The sequence below is a fragment of the Streptococcus oralis subsp. tigurinus genome, from assembly GCF_002093545.1.
Lineage (GTDB): Bacteria > Bacillota > Bacilli > Lactobacillales > Streptococcaceae > Streptococcus > Streptococcus oralis_C.
Window position 1 is genome coordinate 30312 of the sequence record NZ_LNVF01000014.1, and the last position, 21590, is coordinate 51901.

General features: G+C 42.2%; 22 protein-coding genes and 3 pseudogenes. 4 read left to right on the forward strand and 21 right to left on the reverse strand.

Features of this window, described 5'->3' with window-relative positions:
- Nucleotides 1-4 precede the first annotated feature (4 nt).
- The 8 genes from ATE34_RS10260 to ATE34_RS10295 all read right to left on the reverse strand — a co-directional run bounded on the left by ATE34_RS10260 (nucleotide 5) and on the right by ATE34_RS10295 (nucleotide 5648).
- The gene (locus tag ATE34_RS10260) at nucleotides 5-304 is read right to left on the reverse strand and encodes a YlxQ-related RNA-binding protein (protein ID WP_001041395.1); all 300 of its coding nucleotides are present in this window, start codon (nucleotides 302-304) and stop codon (nucleotides 5-7) included.
- Nucleotides 297-590, reverse strand: a complete 294-nt coding sequence (rnpM, locus tag ATE34_RS10265) for an RNase P modulator RnpM (protein ID WP_006144965.1) — start codon at nucleotides 588-590, stop codon at nucleotides 297-299. Before rnpM ends, ATE34_RS10260 begins: the two co-directional genes overlap by 8 nt.
- A gap of 21 nt (nucleotides 591-611) precedes the next feature.
- The gene (gene nusA / locus ATE34_RS10270) at nucleotides 612-1748 is read right to left on the reverse strand and encodes a transcription termination factor NusA (RefSeq protein ID WP_084911993.1); all 1137 of its coding nucleotides are present in this window, start codon (nucleotides 1746-1748) and stop codon (nucleotides 612-614) included.
- A gap of 42 nt (nucleotides 1749-1790) precedes the next feature.
- Nucleotides 1791-2270, reverse strand: coding sequence for a ribosome maturation factor RimP (gene rimP, locus ATE34_RS10275; RefSeq protein ID WP_084911995.1), 480 nt, complete (start codon nucleotides 2268-2270; stop codon nucleotides 1791-1793).
- Nucleotides 2271-2396: 126 nt separating this feature from the next.
- Nucleotides 2397-3032 carry a tRNA (guanosine(46)-N7)-methyltransferase TrmB gene (gene trmB, locus ATE34_RS10280; RefSeq protein WP_084911997.1) on the reverse strand — a complete coding sequence of 212 codons (636 nt, stop codon included), beginning with the start codon at nucleotides 3030-3032 and terminating at the stop codon, nucleotides 2397-2399.
- Nucleotides 3029-3823, reverse strand: coding sequence for a cell cycle regulator CcrZ (gene ccrZ, locus ATE34_RS10285; protein WP_007522788.1), 795 nt, complete (start codon nucleotides 3821-3823; stop codon nucleotides 3029-3031). The genes trmB and ccrZ overlap by 4 nt, the downstream gene beginning before the upstream one ends.
- Nucleotides 3824-3870: 47 nt before the next feature.
- On the reverse strand, nucleotides 3871-4920 hold the full coding sequence (locus ATE34_RS10290; protein WP_007522790.1) for an ABC transporter permease: 1050 nt from the start codon (nucleotides 4918-4920) through the stop codon (nucleotides 3871-3873).
- The gene (locus tag ATE34_RS10295) at nucleotides 4917-5648 is read right to left on the reverse strand and encodes an ABC transporter ATP-binding protein (RefSeq protein WP_007522792.1); all 732 of its coding nucleotides are present in this window, start codon (nucleotides 5646-5648) and stop codon (nucleotides 4917-4919) included. Before ATE34_RS10295 ends, ATE34_RS10290 begins: the two co-directional genes overlap by 4 nt.
- A 67-nt stretch (nucleotides 5649-5715) precedes the next feature.
- Here ATE34_RS10295 and ATE34_RS10300 point away from each other — a divergent pair, with 67 nt between their 5' ends.
- From ATE34_RS10300 to ATE34_RS10310, 3 genes are all read left to right on the forward strand, one after another.
- Nucleotides 5716-6126 carry an HIT family protein gene (locus tag ATE34_RS10300; RefSeq protein WP_007522794.1) on the forward strand — a complete coding sequence of 137 codons (411 nt, stop codon included), beginning with the start codon at nucleotides 5716-5718 and terminating at the stop codon, nucleotides 6124-6126.
- Between the two features lie 9 nt (nucleotides 6127-6135).
- On the forward strand, nucleotides 6136-6414 hold the full coding sequence (locus ATE34_RS10305; protein WP_007522796.1) for a hypothetical protein: 279 nt from the start codon (nucleotides 6136-6138) through the stop codon (nucleotides 6412-6414).
- Nucleotides 6415-6483: 69 nt separating this feature from the next.
- On the forward strand, nucleotides 6484-7137 hold the full coding sequence (locus ATE34_RS10310; protein WP_007522798.1) for a hypothetical protein: 654 nt from the start codon (nucleotides 6484-6486) through the stop codon (nucleotides 7135-7137).
- A gap of 78 nt (nucleotides 7138-7215) precedes the next feature.
- Here the strand turns inward: ATE34_RS10310 and dnaJ are convergent, their stop codons facing one another.
- The 12 genes and pseudogenes from dnaJ to ATE34_RS11255 all read right to left on the reverse strand — a co-directional run bounded on the left by dnaJ (nucleotide 7216) and on the right by ATE34_RS11255 (nucleotide 19687).
- A complete protein-coding gene (dnaJ, locus tag ATE34_RS10315; protein ID WP_084911998.1) occupies nucleotides 7216-8352 on the reverse strand; it encodes a molecular chaperone DnaJ in 1137 nt (378 codons plus the stop codon).
- 19 nt (nucleotides 8353-8371) lie between these two features.
- Entirely contained in the window at nucleotides 8372-9316 is a 945-nt protein-coding gene (locus ATE34_RS10320) for a hypothetical protein (RefSeq protein WP_061599042.1), read from the reverse strand.
- A gap of 215 nt (nucleotides 9317-9531) precedes the next feature.
- Nucleotides 9532-11355 (reverse strand): molecular chaperone DnaK, encoded by a 1824-nt coding sequence (gene dnaK / locus ATE34_RS10325; RefSeq protein ID WP_000034667.1) that lies wholly within the window; start codon nucleotides 11353-11355, stop codon nucleotides 9532-9534.
- A 250-nt stretch (nucleotides 11356-11605) separates the two neighbouring features.
- On the reverse strand, nucleotides 11606-12121 hold the full coding sequence (grpE, locus tag ATE34_RS10330) for a nucleotide exchange factor GrpE (protein ID WP_009730620.1): 516 nt from the start codon (nucleotides 12119-12121) through the stop codon (nucleotides 11606-11608).
- Nucleotides 12122-12147: 26 nt separating this feature from the next.
- A complete protein-coding gene (gene hrcA, locus ATE34_RS10335) occupies nucleotides 12148-13182 on the reverse strand; it encodes a heat-inducible transcriptional repressor HrcA (RefSeq protein WP_061599046.1) in 1035 nt (344 codons plus the stop codon).
- Nucleotides 13183-13342: 160 nt separating this feature from the next.
- Nucleotides 13343-13855, reverse strand: a pseudogene (locus ATE34_RS10340) (DUF2812 domain-containing protein).
- A 34-nt stretch (nucleotides 13856-13889) separates the two neighbouring features.
- Nucleotides 13890-14465 (reverse strand): DUF2812 domain-containing protein, encoded by a 576-nt coding sequence (locus tag ATE34_RS10345; protein WP_084912000.1) that lies wholly within the window; start codon nucleotides 14463-14465, stop codon nucleotides 13890-13892.
- Entirely contained in the window at nucleotides 14465-14785 is a 321-nt protein-coding gene (locus tag ATE34_RS10350) for a PadR family transcriptional regulator (protein WP_049537833.1), read from the reverse strand. The genes ATE34_RS10345 and ATE34_RS10350 overlap by 1 nt, the downstream gene beginning before the upstream one ends.
- Nucleotides 14786-15095: 310 nt before the next feature.
- Nucleotides 15096-16841 carry an ABC transporter ATP-binding protein gene (locus tag ATE34_RS10355; protein ID WP_084912001.1) on the reverse strand — a complete coding sequence of 582 codons (1746 nt, stop codon included), beginning with the start codon at nucleotides 16839-16841 and terminating at the stop codon, nucleotides 15096-15098.
- The gene (locus ATE34_RS10360; protein ID WP_000730543.1) at nucleotides 16834-18600 is read right to left on the reverse strand and encodes an ABC transporter ATP-binding protein; all 1767 of its coding nucleotides are present in this window, start codon (nucleotides 18598-18600) and stop codon (nucleotides 16834-16836) included. Before ATE34_RS10360 ends, ATE34_RS10355 begins: the two co-directional genes overlap by 8 nt.
- An 18-nt stretch (nucleotides 18601-18618) precedes the next feature.
- Entirely contained in the window at nucleotides 18619-19230 is a 612-nt protein-coding gene (locus ATE34_RS10365) for a TetR/AcrR family transcriptional regulator (protein WP_000712306.1), read from the reverse strand.
- A gap of 254 nt (nucleotides 19231-19484) precedes the next feature.
- A pseudogene (locus ATE34_RS11255) lies at nucleotides 19485-19687 on the reverse strand (hypothetical protein).
- Here ATE34_RS11255 and ATE34_RS10380 point away from each other — a divergent pair.
- Nucleotides 19654-21223: pseudogene (locus tag ATE34_RS10380) on the forward strand (IS1182 family transposase). The pseudogenes ATE34_RS11255 and ATE34_RS10380 sit on opposite strands and share 34 nt — an antisense overlap.
- A gap of 4 nt (nucleotides 21224-21227) precedes the next feature.
- Here the strand turns inward: ATE34_RS10380 and ATE34_RS10385 are convergent.
- Nucleotides 21228-21590: LPXTG cell wall anchor domain-containing protein (locus tag ATE34_RS10385; RefSeq protein WP_084912006.1), on the reverse strand; the 363-nt coding region annotated here is incomplete at its 5' end.

Sequence of the window (21590 nt, forward strand, 5' to 3'; positions counted from 1 at the left end):
TCTTCTATTCCATAAGAGACCTCATTTTCTTTGTAAATCCAGCATCTGTCACAGCCAAAACCTTTCTCGGTTTCCCGACTGCTATGCTTAATTCCAGTGTTGAAAACACGGTTATAACTTCTACTTGATAATAGTCACTTTTATCTTGAATCTTCTTGGTTAGATTGGGGCCAGCATCATGGGCCAGAAAGACTAGCTTGGCTTTCTGGTCTTGGATAGCCTTGACTACCAATTCCTCACCCGATATGATCCTACCTGCTCGTTGAGCAAGACCCAAGAGATTGCTTATCTTTTGCTTATTCAAGTCCTAACTCTCTTCTTTTTACTTTGTGATCCACATAGGCGATCAACTCGTCATAAAAGCTTTCTTCCACTTCCATGTTAAAGCTGCGGTTAAAGACTTTCTTCTTTTTGGCCTCTAGGGCTTCTGCATTGTCTAGCTTGATATAAGCGCCACGGCCATTGGCCTTGCCTGTCGGATCGATAAAGACCTCTCCTTCTTTGTTCTTGACAATGCGGAGCAAATCACGCTTGTCAATCACTTCGTTGGACACAACAGACTTGCGCAAAGGGATTTTTCTTGTTTTCATCTTTCCCTCCTCTAGCAGCTTTTATTCTTCGATCAATTCGTCCGCAGTTGCGTAATCAATTTGACCTGCTTCTTCCATAGCTTCAAACTCACTGGCAGACTTGATATCGATACGGTAACCTGTCAAGTGAGCTGCCAAGCGAACGTTTTGTCCACGACGACCGATAGCAAGAGAAAGCTTGTTATCAGGTACAACGACCAAGGCACGTTTGCTGTCATTTTCATCAAAGATAACTTGGTCAACCTCTGCAGGTGCGATGGCATTGTAGATAAACTCAGCTGGATCCGCTACCCACTCGATAACGTCAATGTTTTCTTCAACAGGAATCATACGGTCGCTCTTAGCATCATAACGAGCTGGGTGGAATTTGCTGGTGATTTTCTTGATATTGGCACCACCACGCCCAACGATTGTCCCGATAGCGTCCACATTTGGATTGTGGCTACGAACAGCAACCTTAGTACGGTCACCAGCTTCGCGGGCTACGCTCATGATTTCGACAGTTCCATCGTAAACTTCTGGAATTTCTTGCTCCATCAAGCGTTTGATCATTTCTGGATGGCTACGACTGACAAAGACGTTGACACCACGAGGGTTGTCTTCAACCTTATAAACATAGACTTCGATACGGTCATGGGAAGCAAAGACTTCTCCAGGGATTTGGTCTTGTTTGGACAATTGGGCTTCGATGCTGCCAAGATTGACATAGATGAAACGGTTGTCAAAACGTTCTACTGTACCAGACATGATTTCTTGTTCATGTTCTTTGTAAGTATTATAAGTGATGGCACGTGTTTGCTTGCGCATTTTTTCCATGATGGTTTGTTTTGCAGATTGGGCTGCTACACGACCAAACTCATCTGGCGCTTCTTCAAACTTAATCTTGTCACCAAGCTCATAGGCTGAATTAATGGCAAGGGCATCTTTCAAGCTGATTTCCAAACGGCTATCAAATACTTCGTCTACAACTTCACGGACAGTATAAACTGTAAAGTCACCTGTTTTTTCGTTAAAGTCGATGGCTACGCTATCAGATTGACCATAACGTCTGCGATAAGCGGAACGAAGCGACTCTACTACTGCGTCGATGATGTCTTCTTTTTTGATTCCCTTGTCTTCTTCCAAAATGCGGAAGGCCTCTAGCATTTCTTTACTCATGTTTTCTTCACTTTTGAATCCTCAAAAGCTATCCTTTCTTTTCTATAATTTTACTGCTAAACGTGCTTTTGATACTAAACTGTATGGAATTTGGACGGTTTTCTTACGCGTCTTGTCCATATACTCCACAGTCAACTCATCCTCTTCAAAGGACAGCAAGGTTCCTTCAAAGACTTTTTGCTTATCGATAGCTTGATAGAGCCCGACATGGATGTATTTTCCAACTGCTCCAGCAACGGCATCCTTGGTTTTCAAAGGACGTTCCAAGCCTGGACTGGTGATTTCTAGGAAATATTGTTCTGGGAAGGGATCGGGCTTGATGGTGTCTAGAACAGGACTGATGATTTCTGTCAAGTCTGCCGTGTCGTTCAAGGTAATTCCTTCGGGTTTATCTACAAAAATACTGAGAATCATGTCACTGCCAATCTTTCCATACTCGATATCCACGAGCTCGAAAGGTGCTTGGATGACAGGTTCTACAACTTCTCTGACTAATTCTACGATTGTTGCGATTGCGTCCACCTCCTCATAAGCAAGAGGCGAAGATATTTCCCCGCCTCTCTTTCTCATATTCTTACTATCAGTATAGCACGTTTGTCAATTTATGTAAAGCATTAGCACTCAAACAGCTGGTTTTCAAGCTATTTCTTAAAATTTTGCTTCAACTCGGTAGATCACTTGACCTTTGCTGGAGAATTTTTGCTCATACTCTGTCATGACATTGCCTTCAAAATCACTGGCATGCAAGTCTAGCCAAACCCCGTTCAGTTTCATGCCATACTGAGAAAAACTCACCAAGCTGTACTCAAACAAGCCACGATTGTCTGTCTTGAAATGGATTTCCCCATTCTCAGGCAAGATGCGCTTGAAGGTATCCAAGAAACTCTTGTAAGTCAAACGACGTTTTTCATGGCGTTTTTTAGGCCAGGGATCTGAAAAGTTTAGGTAGAGACGATCAATCTCACCGTCTTCAAAGTAGTCCGTCAAATCTGAACCATCTACCCACAGCAACTTGATGTTGGGCACTCCAACTTCAAGAACCTTGTCCAAGGCATAACTCAATACCGACTTTTGGATATCAATCCCGATGTAGTTGATGTCAGGATTTTGCTTGGCCATCCCGGATACGAAGGCCCCTTTCCCACTTCCAACCTCTACATGAATAGGATGATCATTTCCAAACAAGTCTCGCCATTTCCCCTTGGCTTCCAAGGGATTAAGGACCACATACTGAGGATTGGCCTCTAGTAATTCTGTCGCCCCTTTACGATTTCTAACTCTCATCTCTTCTTTCCATACTTGTCACGGAAGACACGCAAGGCATAAATCTCCCGGTTTACATTGTCTAAATCTTGATTTTCACAGTATTTGGCAATCTGGTTCAAGTAAGAATACTGACCATACCAATACAATTTATCTAACACTGTCTGATTGTACTTATAGCCGTAGTCTCTCAACCATTGGCGCCACTGATGATCTGGAATGTAGTGGCATAGCAAATGCGCCACATCAAACATACGATCCGTCAGGCGAACCGAATCCCAATCCACTAGATAAACAAGTCCACTCTCTGTCTCAATCCAATTACTATGGCGAAGATCCCCATGCACAATCGTTGCATGGTCTTCCCTAAAACTTGGAACCGTCTTACCTAGCTCAGCAATCACACTGTTCAAAAAGTGATTCTGCTTCAAGATTTCTGGAACTCCTTGCTGCCAAGAACGTAGCAAATCAACTGGTGTTTCCATGGTGTATCCCAAACGGCTCAACTGCTTCATCAAAGGACGCGAGCGGTGAAGGCGGTTCAAGATATTGATAATCTGCTTGCGATTCATATCGTAAGGGGTCAAGATTTTGCCCGTCAGCCATTCCTGAGCACACATATCACGGCCGTCTGGCAAACGACGAGTCCATAGTAATTGAGGAGCGATTTGTTCTCTGGCTAGGCCAGGTAGGATTGGAGAGGTGTTCATTTTTACAAAGACGCGCTTCCCATCAGGGTAGCTTCCCATATAAGCTTTGCCGCTCTTCCCAGGGATAGGGGTCAGCGTTAGCTCATTATCACCCAAGTCCATTTCTTTCCTCCGTATAAAGTTTCCTTACTATTCTACTAGTTTTTGGTCTATTCGTCAACCAATCTTTTTAGTTGGTAAGGCAAATAAAACAATTGTAGGAAGAGACTTGCTCCTACAAGAGCCAACAAGGCTATTTTTTCTTGAAAAACCACTGCTCCGACCAGCAATTCTAACAAAAGAACTGCACTTCCCACACCGAGTATGATCTGTTTCAATCCCTTTTCTTTCTTCCCTTTTTCTAGTGGAAAGAGCTGGGTCAAGTATTGGTAATCAAAGGCATGATAGAGGGCCAGTAACTGAAAGAGCAAGAGGTAATTAAATAGAACCACCACTGCCGTCGCGATCCAAGCTTGTTCGATAAAGACTAGAGCTAACAAGGATAGGAAGAGGAGGCGGAGACTGAGGGCAAAGAGGTCTCCATTTCGCAAGTAAGAACGAAGATAGAGATTTTGCCAAATCTTGCTCGGCACTTTCTGAACTACTTTAAGGATAAAATCCAGATAAGCGCGACGTTTGACACTATTGGAAACGCCCTTGACCTGAGTAAAGAGAGCAAAGAAACGAAGCAAGACCTGCTTGCGTTTGCTTTCTTGGGAAATGACAAAGTCCCAGTCGAGACCAGTATCAGTAAAAAATTTACTAGCTTTTTGGCGAAAGAGGAGATATTTCCCAGCTCCCAATAAAAGCACATAGATGAAAAAAACTGGCAAGCCATAGCCCATGGCTAAAAATAAGGGCGCAAATAAAAGCAAGAAAAGGGTCTGGACAAAAAGCCAAAAGACCAGTGAGCGCACTGTCTGCCCTTTGAGGTGAGACTTAACCTCCTCTTCACTGACTAAGAGAAAGAGCTTATCCGGTTCTTCCATATAGGTCGCGATTCCTCCCCAAGCCAAAAGTAAGACAGATACAATCCCCAAAAACAAGAGGATAGGCCAGTGATTTTCAGGAAAATGTTGCAAGAGTTGACTGTACTGGTAAGCTAGAAAACCGATGAGAACTAGCAGGAACAAGACAAAGTGGTCATTTAGAACATAACGGAGATAACCGACACACTCCTTACGAAAAGCCTGTTTTCGCTTTAAAAACAAGTCTTTCATAGCTCCTCCTCTTTGGTCAGAGCCAAGTAAATATCATTCAAACTAGCATCAGGCATGGCAAAGGCTTCGCGGAGTTGCTGGAGGTTCCCCTGAGCCCGAACCTCTCCCTTGTGGAGAATGACAAAGGCATCACACATCTTTTCTGCTGAGTCTAGCACGTGGGTACTCATGAGAATGGACTTGCCTTTTTGCTTTTCCACTTCTAGAAGCTGAATCAAGTCAGAAATGGCCAGCGGATCGAGGCCAAGAAAAGGCTCATCAACGATGAAAAGACTCGGATCTACGACAAAAGCACAGATAATCATGACCTTCTGCTTCATCCCTTTTGAGAAATGTACTGGAAACCAGTCTAATTTTTGATCCAAACGAAACATTTTTAACAAAGGTTCCACACGATCAAAAGCCTCTTTTTGCTCAATACCATAGGCCATGGCAACCGTCTCGATATGCTCTCTGAGGGTCAATTCCTCATACAGAGTAGGCGTTTCTGGGATATAGCCAATCTGCTTGCGATAGCTGGTCGCATCTTCTCGCAGGGTGAGACCATTAATCTTGATTTCTCCACTGTAAGGTGTCAACAGACCAATAATCTCATTGATTGTCGTTGATTTCCCAGCACCGTTGAGCCCAATCAAACCGACCAACTGCCCACTTTCAACTGTAAAGGACACATCTTTCAAGACAGGAACGTGAACATAGCCTCCTGTCAGGTTTTTAATTTCTAACATATTTTCTCCGAATCTGGTATAATGTAGCTATATTATATCAAAATTCAATACAGTAGAGGTGGATTTTATGTCAGATTGCATTTTTTGTAAGATCATCGCAGGGGAGATTCCTGCTTCAAAAGTATACGAGGATGAGCAGGTTCTTGCCTTTCTTGATATCTCTCAAGTAACGCCTGGACACACGTTAGTCGTACCAAAAGAACATTATCGCAATCTTTTGGAGATGGATGCAGCAAGTGCCAGCCAACTCTTTGCCCAAGTGCCACTAGTAGCTCAAAAAGTTATGAAGGCTACCAAAGCTGTCGGCATGAATATCATCGCCAACTGCGAGGAAGTCGCGGGTCAAACGGTCTTTCATACACACGTGCACCTCGTACCTCGCTACAGTGCAGAAGATGACCTTAAGATTGACTTTATCGCCCACGAACCAGACTTTGACAAACTCGCCCAAGTCGCTGAAACCATTAAAAATGCTTAAGGAGTTGCCATGAAACTATCCAATCTATTGCTATTTGCAGGAGCTGCAGCTGGAAGTTATTTTGTCGTGAAAAATCGCCAAGCCATTCAGGATGAAGTGCTAGATACAACTGACCGCGTCGAAGCTATCAAGGATGATTTGGATATCATCCAAAACAGCCTACAAATCATCGACCAACAAAAATCCCTTATCAAGGAATACCAAAAAGATTTAACCTATAAATTCAAAGTCTTGGAAAAGGATTTCCAGACTAGAATGGCGGTCCTCCAAGAAGAAAAACAAAAATAAGAAAGCCTCCAACTTTCCTTAAATCCATTTTGGGTTACTAGATTCGAACAGAAAAGGGAGGGAATGAAAATGAAACAGTCTTTAAAAGTTCTAGCGAAGGTCATCGCGATCCCTTGTGGCTGCCTTAGCCTTCTTGCAGTCCTGGCATTTCTAGTACTGATGAATCTTTTCAAGGCTTCACCGAGTGACATCCGTGAGGGGAATGAAACCTTAAAACAAATCTTTATCTCCCTTGATCTCCCTCCCGAGAAAGTCGAATCAGATGGACACTATCAATACGAGGGTGGAGGCTTAAATTTTTATGTTACTTTCTCAGATGAGGTTGTCAATAGCCACCCCGTCCTAAAAGAAAGTCCAAAACTCACCAAAAACCGACTCGAAGTCTATGTCCTACAGACAGGAGATATTTCCTACTATAAGGTGGGAGACAACTTGTTCAATCACGGTTTATTTCAGTTTTTAGAGGAGGAGAGCAAGAAGTATCTCCAAGAAATCGGGAAGACATTTAACCCTAATTACTCAATTCTCTTTTGGGATGATCAGGAAAGTCTTAAAAAGGGAATTGCATTCTATGAAAAAGCTTTGACTTTAGTGGATATTCAGGATAATTCGGCAATCAAGCATATTGATACTGTCACTGTGAAGCCTGGCAAGGAAGCGGAACTCAAGCAGCTCATCCAAGATATGGATGCAGCTGGCTTGCTCATTCAAAAGTATAAATAGTAGACTATCTGGAAAATGATTTTTCGACGCTAAATGTTCAATGATAACACAAAAAAGAGCCAATCGGCTCTTTTTACTTTATTCTCCTTCAAAGGCATCTTTTATGTGGTCAAAGAAGCCTTTTTTCTTTGGATTGACTTTCAAGTCACCTGCAGCTGCGAATTCTTTAAGCGCAGCTTTTTGGCGGTCGTTCAAACCTGTCGGAGTCACGACATTGACAGTCACGTATTGGTCACCAACGGCACCGCCACGAAGGCTCGGTGCTCCCTTACCACGTAGACGGAATTTCTTGCCAGTCTGAGTTCCTTCTGGAATGACCAATTCAACATCACCATGCACGGTTGGAATTTCCACAGTATCACCAAGAGCTGCTTGGACAAAGTTGAGGTTCAGATTGTAGAAGATAGTGGTTCCTTCACGTTCAAACTTATCACTAGCTTCTACTGAAACCACCACATACAAGTCACCATAAGGTCCACCGTTAAATCCTGCTTCACCTTGACCCGCTAGGCGGATTTGTTGGCCTGTTTCCACACCCGCAGGGATCTTCACATGTACGCTATGAGCTTGTTTTTCATGACCTGTTCCGTGACAAGTTGTACATGGATCTTTGATTTCTTTTCCGCGACCATGACAGACATCACAGGTTACTTGGCGGCGCATCATACCAAGCGGAGTCTGCGTATCGACGTTAATAACACCAGCGCCATGACAGCGTCCACAAGTGACTGGACTTGTCCCTGGCTTAGCACCAGATCCATTACATGTACGACAGCTTGCTTCACGGTTGTACTTGACTTCTTTTTCAGTTCCGAAGATAGCTTCTTCAAAGGTCAAGTTCACACGGTACTGGAGGTCATCCCCTTGACGAGGAGCGTTTGGATTGCGTGAAGCTCCGCCTCCCCCGAAAAAACTTGAGAAGATATCTTCAAAACCACCGAAGCCACCTGCTCCGTCAAAACCGCCAAAGCCACCGGCACCACCAAAGCCACCGTTGGCACCTGCAGCACCATATTGGTCGTAGGCTGCACGTTTTTGGTCGTCACTCAAAGTCTCATAGGCTTCTTGAACTTCCTTGTACTTTTCCTCAGCGCCAGGCTCCTTGTTGATATCTGGGTGGTATTTTTTGGAAAACTTACGATAAGCCTTTTTGATCTCGTCTGCCGAAGCGTTTTTTGACACCCCCAGACGATCATAAAATTCTGTATTATTCATAATTTAATACCTTACTTTTTTACAATCTTTTAATATTATATTTTTGCAAATCAATCTTATGCCTTCCTTCAACAAAATTTCCTTCAAAATCTTGTCCAAAGAAAAGGTCATAGACTTCTTTTCCTGCACGTCGACGTTTACGAGGTTTTCCTTCAGAAATAATATCTTTTAAATCCTTACCTTGAATTTGAAATTTAATATCTTCACCATTAACATTAGTTATAAAAATTTGCTTATCTTCATCTTGTAACTTATCAATAGTATTTTTTCCGATAGTAAACCAAGTTGTCCAGTTCAAACCATCTTTTATAGCGTCATCTTCATAATTTTTACTATAGCGAATATTCTTAGTTGGGACACCAAGTTCTCTAGAAACTTTTGTTTTAACAACCTGTATTGGATTCTCTTGTTCATCTTCATTTTCAATGAGTGAACTACTGGAAGAATTAGAAGAAATATTTGAGGATTTTTCTTGTGATTCTGAATCTCTTTCTTCACTCTCTATACTCTCTTCATCTGTACTAATTTTTTCTCTTATAAACCTGTAATAAATGTTTAAAAATTTATCTCGTGGCTTCAATACTTCCTGCTTCTGAGTATACTGATTGTCCAAACTTATTAGAAAATCCTCTATCTCAATACCAATTTTTCGCACTTCTCCTTTATTTTTATATACTTCTAAAAGTTCATCTACATTCTGTAACAACTGCAACTTATTATCATAATGTGAATCTTCAATCTCAGAATCCGATATTTTCTTATAATGAAACCAAGAATATACTGTAGGAATTCCAACTATCATCGCCACAAAAAACTCGGCTGAAAAAACTATAGACAGCATCTTAAAATTTTCTGTTTGGAGACTATCAATACAAAAAGAACTAGCAACATATAGCGCTATGAAAACTAATTCAAAAAGTATGATTTTCCAATGACTTTTTAAAAAAAGAAAGATTCTTTTCATAACATTATTCTCTCTATTTTACCGAAAAACAGAGGCTGGGTTGCAACCTCTGGATTTCTTCTTATACTTACTAGTTTAAGTTTTAAAAATCAAACTAGTAGTGCTGAATTGAGCACGCCCTAACCTCTTGGTGAAAAAGATAAATCTTCCTAGAAACTAGAGTTTCTGCGTCAGATTTTCTATTTTCACTGTGAGGTTTTAACGGGCTTTGCATCTTACTTTTCAGTAAACTCTCCGTCTACGACGTCATCGCCTGCGTTTCCTGTTGCTTGTGCGCCTTCTGCTCCTGCTTGAGCTTGTTGTGCTGCTGCGGCTTGTTCGTAGAGTTTAACAGCAAGTCCTTGAGCTTTTTCGTTCAACGCTTCAAGTTTTGCTTTCATTTCATCCAAGTTGTTGTCTTCTTGAGCTTTTTTAAGGTCATCAAGGGCAGCTTGGGCAGCATCACGTTCTGCATCAAAGCCTTTACCTTCAGTTTCCTTGATGGTCTTTTCAGTCGCAAAGATGGCTTGGTCTACTTCGTTACGAAGATCTACTTCTTCCTTACGTTTCTTATCTGCTTCAGCGTTTGCTTCTGCATCTTTCATCATACGGTCGATTTCTTCGTCTGTCAAACCTGAGTTCGATTGGATGACAATGGTTTGTTCTTTTTGAGTTCCAAGATCTTTGGCCTTAACAGATACGATACCGTTCTTATCGATGTCAAATGTTACTTCGATTTGAGGAATTCCACGAGGTGCAGCTGGGATATCTGTCAATTGGAAACGCCCAAGAGTCTTGTTATCTGCTGCCATTGGGCGTTCACCTTGAAGAACGTGGATATCAACGGCTGGTTGGTTGTCTGCCGCAGTTGAGAAGACTTGTGATTTAGATGTTGGAATAGTAGTGTTGCGATCGATAAGTTTTGTAAATACTCCACCCATTGTTTCGATACCAAGTGATAATGGCGTTACGTCAAGAAGGACAACGTCTTTCACATCACCAGTAATCACACCACCTTGGATGGCAGCACCCATGGCAACTACTTCATCAGGGTTTACTGATTTGTTTGGTTCTTTACCAGTTTCAGCCTTAACAGCTTCTACAACGGCTGGGATACGAGTTGAACCACCAACAAGGATGACTTCATCGATTTCTGACAAGCTCAAACCTGCATCTGAAAGGGCTTGACGAACTGGAACTTTTGTACGTTCTACAAGATCACGAGTCAAATCATCAAATTTCGCACGAGTCAAAGTCATTTCCAAGTGAAGAGGTCCAGCTTCACCCGCAGTGATAAATGGCAAGCTGATTTGAGTTGAAGTTACACCAGAAAGGTCTTTCTTCGCTTTTTCAGCTGCATCTTTCAAACGTTGCATCGCCATCTTGTCAGTAGACAAGTCAATACCGTTTTCTTTCTTGAATTCTGCTACCAAGTGGTCAATGATTTTTTGGTCAAAGTCGTCACCACCGAGTTTGTTGTCCCCTGCAGTTGACAATACGTCAAAGACACCATCACCCAGTTCAAGGATAGAGACGTCGAATGTACCACCACCAAGGTCAAATACCAAGATTTTTTCTTCTTTGTCAGTCTTGTCCAAACCATAAGCAAGAGCTGCTGCAGTTGGTTCGTTGACAATACGTTCTACTTCAAGACCAGCGATTTTACCAGCGTCTTTTGTAGCTTGACGTTGTGCATCATTGAAGTAAGCAGGTACTGTGATAACAGCTTTAGTTACTTTTTCACCAAGGTAATCTTCAGCGTAACCTTTCAAGTATTGAAGGATCATAGCTGAGATTTCTTGTGGAGTGTATTCTTTTCCGTTAGCAGAAACTTTTTCAGAAGTTCCCATCTTAGATTTGATAGAGATAACTGTATCTGGGTTTGTAACTGCTTGACGTTTTGCGGCATCACCAACGATGATTTCACCGTTTTTGAATGAAACTACAGATGGAGTTGTGCGGTTTCCTTCTGGATTTGCGATGATTTTGCTTTCAGTTCCTTCAAGAACTGCAACTGCTGAGTTTGTTGTACCTAAGTCAATACCGATAATTTTAGACATGTGTTTTTCTCCTTAAAATTTATATTCTTTCTTTTTGATACTCTTCTTAGGTGGCGGCGCCGTCAGAGCTTGACTCGTCAATCTCTTTGACTAAACTTTGAGCCTAAGGTCTCAAAGTTTGCGCAAATAGCGCCACGGCGAAGAGTATCGTCTTTTGTTCGCTTCGCTCACTATTGCAAAGCTGAGCTACTTTTTTATCTTTCTTTCATAGTTTATTGTCATTTCGGACAAAATTTTTAAGCTCTATTGCCTAGTTATAGACTACCACCATGGCTGGGCGTAGAATGCGGTCATGGAGTTTGTATCCTTTTTGAAAGACTTGGGCGATGGTATCTGCTGGATGTTCATTGTCTGCTGGGAGAGTTTGGATGGCCATATGATAGTTATGATCAAATTCGCCGTCAGCTGCGATTTCTTCGATTCCTTCTTCTTTCAAAGCGTGAATCAAGCTCTCTTGCACCATCTCCAATCCTTTCTTCACATCATCTGTCAAACCTTCAACTGCTAGTGCACGTTCTAAGTTGTCGAGCGATGGTAAGATTGCTTTTGCTAGGTCCTGGCTACGGTAACGTTGCAAGTTTTGACGTTCTTCATTGGCACGGCGCTGGATATTTTGCATTTCCGCATGAGCACGAAGGTATTTGTTTTCGAACTCATCCGCACGTTCATTTGCCAAGTCCAACTCAGACTTCTCAGGAGTTGTTTCTTCAGTTGTTTCCACAACTTCCTCTTCTTTTATTTCTTCGTTTTTTTTATCTTGGGCCATTTTCGCCTCCTTTAATGATTTCAAAATTAATTTACTTCGTAATGATTACTGCTGAGGTAGCGATAAAAATCTGTCAACTTCATGGTCAAAACACGATTGACCACATTGACTTGGTTGACCAATCGCTGGTAATCCAGATTGACCGGACCGATAATCGCTAGAATTCCAAAACCTCGATAAGGAATGAGGAACTTACTACTAATAACCGCTAGGTCTGCTAGACAGGACTCTTGACTGTCTGCAACACGGACATTTTGCATCTGATCTTCATGCAAACCTTCACGAATCTCCAGAGCCACCTTTTGCGGTTGGTCAAAGAACTGATAGGCTGCTAGATTGGCAAAATTCAAGAGATTGACTTTGCCCGACACTACAATGTTTTCGTTGAACATTTCTTTAAAAATGTGTTCAAAGAGATCCATGACATTGTCCGTTGTTGTGAAGTAACGCTGGATAATCTGCGGAATCTCCGTTCGAATCTTGTAGTGAATATCTAGAACCGTGTGACCGAGGAAACGTTCCTGAATGATGCTCTTCAGTTTCAGCAAATCTTCCTGCAAGAAGTTCCTTGGAATCAGAAATTGACTGGTAACCGTTCGCGACTCGTCTAGGGTGAATACTGCCAAGGCTGTATGTTGCCCTAGAACAACGATATCAAAAGCTGTCAACCGTTGCCTGCTCGGCTCAACATCCAGCGCCACTACCGTACAGCCACTCAACTCTGTTAGTAGATTAGCAGCCTCTTGCAGAATATCCTCTAGCTTGAAGAATTCCTGATCAAAGGCTTTGACAATCTCATAAACCTCATTTTCAGCCAGTCGGTCAAAATCCAGTGAGTGTTTCACATAGTACTGAAAACCAGCAACACTTGGCATCCGACCGCTTGAAGTATGAGCCTTCTCAAGCAAACCCTGCTTTTCTAAAGCCGCCATATCATTACGAATGGTTGCACTGCTAGAGTTAACAGACTCTTGCAAGGCTTTGGATCCGACAGGTTCGTGCGTTTTGGTAAAGATGTCAATAATCAGATTTAAAATATCCTGCTGACGCTCTGTAACCATCTCATCACTCCTCTCTGTCTGATCAATTAGCACTCAATACACTCAAGTGCTAACTCATGATTCTATTATACACCCTTGAAAGATAATGTCAAGACAAAAACCCAAAAAATTAGCACTCTTTTCCCAAGAGTGCTAAAAATCGGTCTGAGGACCTAGAAACTTATCTTTCATCTACTTGGTATTTCCTTTTAAGTCTGTAATATCCATAGATCAGATAAGAAATCAGGAAAGCGTATAGAACAAAAATAATGAAGAAAGATATAGAAAGATCTTCTCTAAATAAACTCATACAGACAACAAAACCACCTAAGAAAGTAGCTGTACATGAACGAAGTCTAGACCGCATAACTTCCCACCTGAGCCCCTTATTCATATAGACTTGATCCTCCGGAAGTAAATCAGAAGCTGATTTACGAAGAATTGAACAAAAACCTGTTTCTATCGATTCCCAACCTCTATTTTTAAAATCTTGCAGTTCATGCTTACACTTTTTAAGATTGCGAGAATCATAGATATGATAGATGACATCATCTGGTTGGCATTGTTAAAAATAGAAAAAACCAAAACGACTAGTTCTATAGCTCCAACCTTTCAAGTGCATCTCATGCAAATGCTCTTCTTCCTTGTCCAAATCGACAATGGTGAAAATCCGAAATTGTACTTTGCTATTCATTGCCTGACCTCCAAATAAGAAAACAAGTATTGTTTCAACTATCAGATAATTCTTTCCACTTTTGGAACAATCTCCAAAAAATATAAGAAATCTGAATCACAAGAGCAAAAAATAAAACACAATCCATGATAGTAAGCAAAAATACTAGCCCGCTAAAAACGTCTCTTTCACTGAGCAACTTTAAGAACAACGGAATCAACATTGACAAGAAAAACAAAACAGGAAGCAACCGCAGTCTTAAAATCCGATGAACCATATCTAACTTCCCAGTAACATCATTATAAATTTCAAACTCTGCATCCGATTCAATCTCAGAATGTGCCTTTCTAAAATAGGAAAAACTATTGAAGTCTGTAATATGCTCCCAGCCACAGTCTTTAAACAGTTGCAAATAAGAGGTTCTCTCTGATGTTCTCATTGGGTAAAAATCCAACTGATAAGACACTTGTTCAGGCTGACACTTTTCAAAGGTATACTTAACTGCAAACAACAAGATAGAATAGCTTACTTTCCTAAGTTTCCAGCCTTTAGCATGTATTTCTCTAAAGTATAGAGCCTCCCTATCATAATCCGCAATGGTAAAAATTCGGTAAACACTTTTCTTTTCCATCATCCTTCCTCCCGACTATTTCTGTAAAGTCGTTCAATACGTTTCAATTCTATCTCCAAAACTTTTCGTCCCAAATCTGTTATCTGATAAATTTTCCGTTTTTCCTCTTCTCGGACAAAGAAAATCAAGTCATCCTTTTCCATCTTTGACAAGGTCCCATACATGGTCCCTGGACTAATCGAAACTTGCGAATCTGTCATCTCCTTGACCTTTTGTGTAATACCATATCCATGGTTCTCCTTCTGTAGACAAAACAAGATATAAAAACCCGTTTCAGTCATGGGAAGGTAAACACGCCTGATCTTATCTGTTAATTCCATTTATAGGCACCTCCTATTCAGTTCGATATATCGCACTTCGTTATATAGAATATATCACAGCTCGATATAAAACACAAGAAAAAAGATCTGGGACAATAGTCCCTTATCTCCAAAAAAAGCAACGGTTTTGTGCCGTTGCTTTTTTGTGGCAAAGAGACTTTTGTCCCAGCCTCCTCAATTGTTTTTGGATCGTCGAGCAAGACGCAGTGGTTGAGTGGGCTCTACTACGCTGATTTCATCAGCTTTTACAGCCCTACTCAACTGTGCGGAGGTGGGACGACGCAAATCTCCTGTTAGCAAAGATATTTCTTTAACTTTCCGTATCTATCCTCCAGCTGGCAGCTGTTTTTCTTTCTTGGATAAACTTACTATAGATACCTTGTTTGGCTAGTAAGTCTTGATGTTTTCCTTGTTCGACAATGCGGCCTTGATCCAGCACTAGAATCTGGTCTGCATGCTCAACCGTCTTGAGTCGGTGGGCAATCATGATAATGGTCTTATCTCGAGTCAGAGCCCGAATAGCCTGCATGAGGGCTTCTTCGTTTTCTGGGTCAACATTGGCTGTTGCTTCATCCAGAATGATAATAGGCGCATCCTTGATAATAGCCCGTGCGATGGAAATGCGCTGACGCTCACCTCCAGAAAGACTAGCACCTCCTTCACCGATCTTGGTATCATAGCCATCAGGCAGTGAGAGGATAAAGTCATGACAGGCAGCTTTCTTAGCAGCCTCTATCACTTCTTCTTGACTGGCCTCTGGCTTCCCAAAACGAATGTTATTGGCAATGGTATCCTCAAAGAGATAGACGCTTTGGAAGACAAAGCTGAAATTACGAATCAGGCTGTCATAGCTGTAATCTCTAACATCATGTCCGTCCAGACTGATACTGCCTTGATCCACATCCCAGAAGCGGGCGATGAGGTAGCAGAGCGTTGTTTTGCCAGAGCCAGAAGGTCCGACCAAGGCAGTTGTTGTTTTTTCGGGAATGGTGAGGGAAACCTGGTCAATAATTTTCTTATTTCCATAAGAGAAGCCAACATCTCTCAGCTCAATCTGGCTGCTCTTAGGTTCAATGTCCTGACCACTGATGTCCATCGGCTGGATAGCCAAGACTTGATTGACCATATCAACCGACAGATCAACAATGCGCAGGAGAGAAGAGAAAGAGCCAACGCCGTCTAGATTTTCATAAATCATAAAACCACTGACAATCATCATAATGGTTACCAGCAGTTCCATACTGCCATTGAGATAAAAATAGATAGAGAAAAGCCCCATAAAGAGACCGGTCAGCTTGGTCACTATGCCCTGGAGGGCAATGTAAGGTGAGGTCACGAGTGTCATTTTGGTATCTAGCTGACTCTTGCCTTCAATAGCCTTGGACAGCTTCTTAGCAGAACGGTTGACCAGATTGTAGTTCTTAACTTCAGCAATCCCTTGGCTATACTCCAAAACAACAGCTACTAGGTCCGTATCTGCCTGATACTTGTCATCAGAAACCTTACCAACTTGCCAACGCATGAGGGTATTAGGCAGGAGAAAGAGAATGAGACCCACCAAGAGAACCAGACCAACCCGCCAATCATATAGAAAGACCAAAATAGTGATGAGACCAGTCGTCAGAAAGCCCTGCACAGTCATCATAACCACTCTGGTAGCTACATCAGACAGTCCTTCCAGCGTATTAGTTGTAACACTGGTAATCTTGCCCAAGCTATTTTGATTAAAGTAACCCATGGGTAGATAGCGCATGTGCTCGGCAATTTCAATCCGCTTCTGAGCACAAGTGTGATAGCCCGCTTCCGTCTGCAGCATGGTGATTTTCAGGGTAATCCAAACGTTTAGCACAGTGGATACCAGCATGATTCCTAGAGCCAGCCAGAAGGTCTGCATAGAGAGATTCTTCTCAATCAGTCCCATAAGAACTAGGCCGATTGCTGGGATACGCAGAGCGATGATAAAGGACTTGATGATGCCCAGATAAATGGACTGATAAAATTTCTTACGGTCCTCTGCCGTACAAAAATCAAAGAATTTCTTCAGTATATTAAGCATGGGTCAGCCCTCCTTCCATCTCACCACTATCCCTGGTAGCAATATGGGTCCGCCACATGGAAGCATAAAGCGGACTAGCTGCCAGCAACTCTTCATGCCGACCCCTAGCTTCAATCCGACCATCATTGACCAGGACTATCTGGTCTGCACTCATAATCGTAGACAGCCTGTGGGCAATGACAATCAAGGTCCGTCCCTCAATCAGACGAGCTAGACTGGACTGAATCCGTGCTTCATTTTCCGGATCTGTATAAGCAGTCGCTTCATCCAAGATAAGAATCGGCGCATCCTTAAGCATGGCACGGGCGATGGCAATCCGCTGACGCTCCCCACCAGATAGATGACCACCGCCAGAGCCTACCTGAGTCTCAAAGCCATTTTCCAAGTTCATGATAAAGTCATAACAGCCACAGCGACGGGCAATCTCGATGACATCTTCATCAGAAGCTGCTGGATTTCCCATCCGGATATTTTCCATAATAGTCTCATCAAAGAGGTAATTATCCTGGGTCACGTAAGCAATCTGCCGGCTGTAATAGTCTAGCGGAAGCTGGCGAATGTCCAAGCCACCATAAGTAATCTGGCCAGAAGTGACATCCCAGAAAGAAGCTAGAAGCTTGGCAATTGTAGACTTACCTGAGCCAGATGGCCCAACTAAAGCATTGATGCTACCAGTCTTAATATCTAACGAAATTCCATGTAGCACCTCCTCTTCATTTGTATAACCAAAGCTGACATTCGTCATGACCAGATCCCTTCCTTTTGGAAGTTCTCGCAAATCCTGAGGTCTTTTCAAATCAGGCTTTTCCAAAATATCAATGACTTGGCCAAAAATAGTCCCGATTTTCCGTAAATCGTCCATGTAACTAGCCACTAAAATCAGAGGAGTCAGAAGACTGAGCGAAAGAATAATCATCAGAATGAAATTGCTGGCAGTCAAGCTACCTTGCAGATAGAAATAACAGCCAGCCGGCAGCAGAAAGAGCAAGCCTGATGGCAGAAATGCAGTCACAATGCCCATCTCCAGATTGAACTTGTGCATCCACTCAATAAAGCAATCTGCTCCTTCTCTAGCAGCCGTCACAAACTTATCGTAAGAAAATTTTTCCTTGCCAAAAACCTTGATAACCTCAATCCCATTGATGTATTCCACCGCTGTATCATTGAGTTTTTTGGTCTTGACCAGAGTATTTTGATAGTCAGTTTCGCTATTAGCAACCATTCGTATATATGCCAGCGCCACGACGGGAATAGTCAGGAGAGACAGCAAGGTCAGCCGCCAATCGATAACCAGCATGGCAATGAGAACAATAATCGGACCAAAAATCCCAGCAGTAAACTCTGGAATTAGGTGAGCCAAGGTCGTTTCGGTCGCATCCACCCTCTCAACGATAATGTTTTTATAGCTGCCTGATGACTGACTAAGCACTATACCTAAAGGCAACCTTGCTAGCTTATCTGTCAAGCGGTGCCGCATTTCTGCTAGAATCTTAAAAGTTGCCGTATGTGACAGCATGGTGGAAATACCGTGAAATCCCCAGTAGCCAATCCAAGCCAGAGCCACCCAAGCCGACTCTTGCAGGTAGAAATCCCAGTTTTTATTGCCAGCCAAGAGCTGATTAATCATTCCGCCAATAAAGAAATAAGGCAGAAATCCTGAAATCACAGAGGCAAAGGCAAAGATTAGACTGAGCACAAAATATATCTTATGAAGGGAAACAAAGTCCCAGATCCAAGCAAGAACAGATTTTTTCTTCATAGAATTTCCTTCTTTCTATCAAAAACCAAGCAAACCTCCCCAGTCAAACAAGTCCATGATGGAATGGCAAAATTCCAGCGCCTGCTCTTGGGGCCAGTCTTGAGCCAAGGGCTCAAATACAGCTGTGTAATAAGCTGTCATGCACGATCGCAGAAACTCGTGTTTGACCAAATGATTGATTTTCCCCTCTTTGTAAGCCAGCTCCAAATAGCGATAAGTCTCGTTAGCAGCCAAATGAGGCAGACGCATCCTGAAGTCCGCTTGCGAAGAACCCTGAGATTTAAAGAGCAAGAGCTGCATAATATCCTTATACTTATAGAGAATCCGCATCAGGGACTGGAGATCCTCTAAGCGATGTGCCCACATGTCAGACAGGTGTCCCTCTTCTAGAAAAGCATAGTCACGTCGCTTCTGATCTTGTCCATACTGGTCTAAGGCTGTCAGAGTAGGCTCAAGCAGAGCAGTAAAGAGACTGTCCTTACTCTCATAGCGCTTATAAAGAGCCCCAGTCGTCAAGCCAGCAGCGCGACAAATTCTCCGCAGTGAAGCATCCTGATAGCCATAAACCAAGAACTCACTCCTTGCGCTTTCCAAGATTTTTTCGTTTAACTCATCTGTTTCTTTTTTCATGATTTTAATTCGATAACACCGTTATCGCCTTTCTTCTTTTATTATAAATTCTGACAATTTAACTGTCAAGGAAAAACAAAAAAAGGCCGAAAAATATTTTCATCGGTCTAGTTCTATACCTTATCCTCTTGTAAACATGACAAAAGAGAGTGGGACAGAAATCGGTAATTCGTTAGAATTCGATTTCGTCGTCCCGCCTCCGCACAGTTGAGTAGGGCTGTAAAAGCTGATGAAATCAGCGTAGTAGAGCCCACTCAACCACTGCGTCTTGCTCGACGATCCAAAAACAATTGAGGAGTCTGGGACAATAGTCCCTTTGCTACAAAAAAAGCAACGGATTTGCCGTTGCTTTTTGCATGATTGCGACAGTCTTGCTAAAATAGAATTGCTCAATAAACCATTTAGAAAGGCTATCCCACGCATATTCACTATAACACAAATCAAACGACTTTACCACTAGAAATCCATTCTTTCTTGCCACAAGATCATCTTGTCTTTACCATTGAAAAAGTGGTGAATGCCTTGGAGGATCGTCACTTCCAGGCTTTCTATCATACCTTCGGTCGCCCGTCTTATCACCCTAAAATGCTTGTAGCTACTCTACTATTTGCCTATTCACAAGGGATTTTCTCTGGACGAAAAATTGAAAAAATGATGATTGAAAATCTCGCTATGCAATACCTAACAGGACAGTTGCTTGTCAGCTACCGCACCATCAATCGATTTCGAGTCGCTAAAGGGATGGAAGAACTCATTCGTGATCTTTTCATCGACCTCAATCTTCGTTTAAAAATGGAAGAGTTAGTGACCTTAGATTGTCTGTTTATTGACGGGACTAAGATTGCAGCCAACGCCAACAAGTATAGTTTTGTTTGGAAGAAAGCGACAGACAAGTTTTCCGCCAAAACTTCAAGAACAGATACAGATCTATTTCCAAGAAGAAATCACTCCCCTTATCCATCAAGCTATTAGGATGGATGAAGAAGAGCCGATTTCTTCAGAGCAGTTGATTGAATTCGCTCAAGTCCTTGAAGAAGAATTGGAAAAACTGAACCAAGACATTGAGGAGACACCCCTTAAAGGAGAGGACGAACGTAAAACCCAACGTCGTAAACTCAAGAAAGTCCTGCGTAAAGTCAAGGATGATTTTTCAGTACGTGCTGAAAAGCATGAGAGCTATCAAGAGATATTTGACGGGCGTAACAGCTTTTCTAAAACAGATACAGATGCCACTTTTATGCGGATGAAGGAGGATCACATGAGAAATGGACAACTCAAACCTGGCTACAATCTTCAAATCGCTACTGAAAACCAATTTGTGCTTCACTATGATGTCTTCTCAAATCCGACAGACACAAAGACTCTCCTGCCCTTACTTGAAACTTATCCACATGACCTAAAGACAGTTGTCGCAGATGCTGGATATGGAAGTGAAGAGAACCTTCTTCGTTTAGATGAAAAGGAGGTGAAGCATCTGATTAAATATGCCATGTTTGATCAGGAACAGAAGAAAGGGTATAAACAGTCGGCTAGAAACTTAGCGAATTGGCACTATGATAACAAGGAGGATAGCTATATACATCCTGATGGCTGGTGCTATCGTTTTCACCATATCAAACATCAGAAAACACAGACGGACTTTCAACAGGAAATCAAGGTTTATTCCGCTGATGAACCTGAAATAGCCCCTCCAAAGGGACTATATATCAACGAACGTTATCAACACTTGAAAGCTAAAGAATGTCAGGCGCTTTTATCTCCTGAAGGTAGACAGATTTTCGCTCAACGCAAGATTGATGTGGAACCTGTCTTTGGGCAGATAAAGGCTTGTTTGGGTTACAAGAGATGTAATCTAAGAGGCAAACGTCAAGTAAGAATTGACATGGGATTGGTACTTATGGCCAATAACCTCCTAAAAAACCCAACTAATCGCTTGATTAGTTGGGTTTTCATTTATGAAATTGAATTCCTTTGTTTAATCTTTAATGATTAAAACATTAGTCTTCTTTTTTCTTGCGTGCCACAAGACCAAATCCGCTCAATACTCCAAGAAGTCCAAGAGCTGCTAGGCTAGAGTGATCTTCTGTACCAGTATTAGGTAATTCTTTGGTTGCTTTAGTCGGTTTTTGTTGAGGGGCAGTAACAACTTTTTCGTAGACATGTTCAGTGTCGCCGTTTGGAAGTTTCTTAGTCTCTACGAAGCGGTAGCCTGGAATGTCTTTCTTAGGTTGTTCGCCATCTTCACTTGGATATCCTGGAATGTCGTTGCCTTCCTTATCCTTGTGACTGGTCTTCACTTTTTCGTAGACATGTTCAATGTCGCCGTTTGGAAGTTTCTTAGTCTCTACGAAGCGGTAACC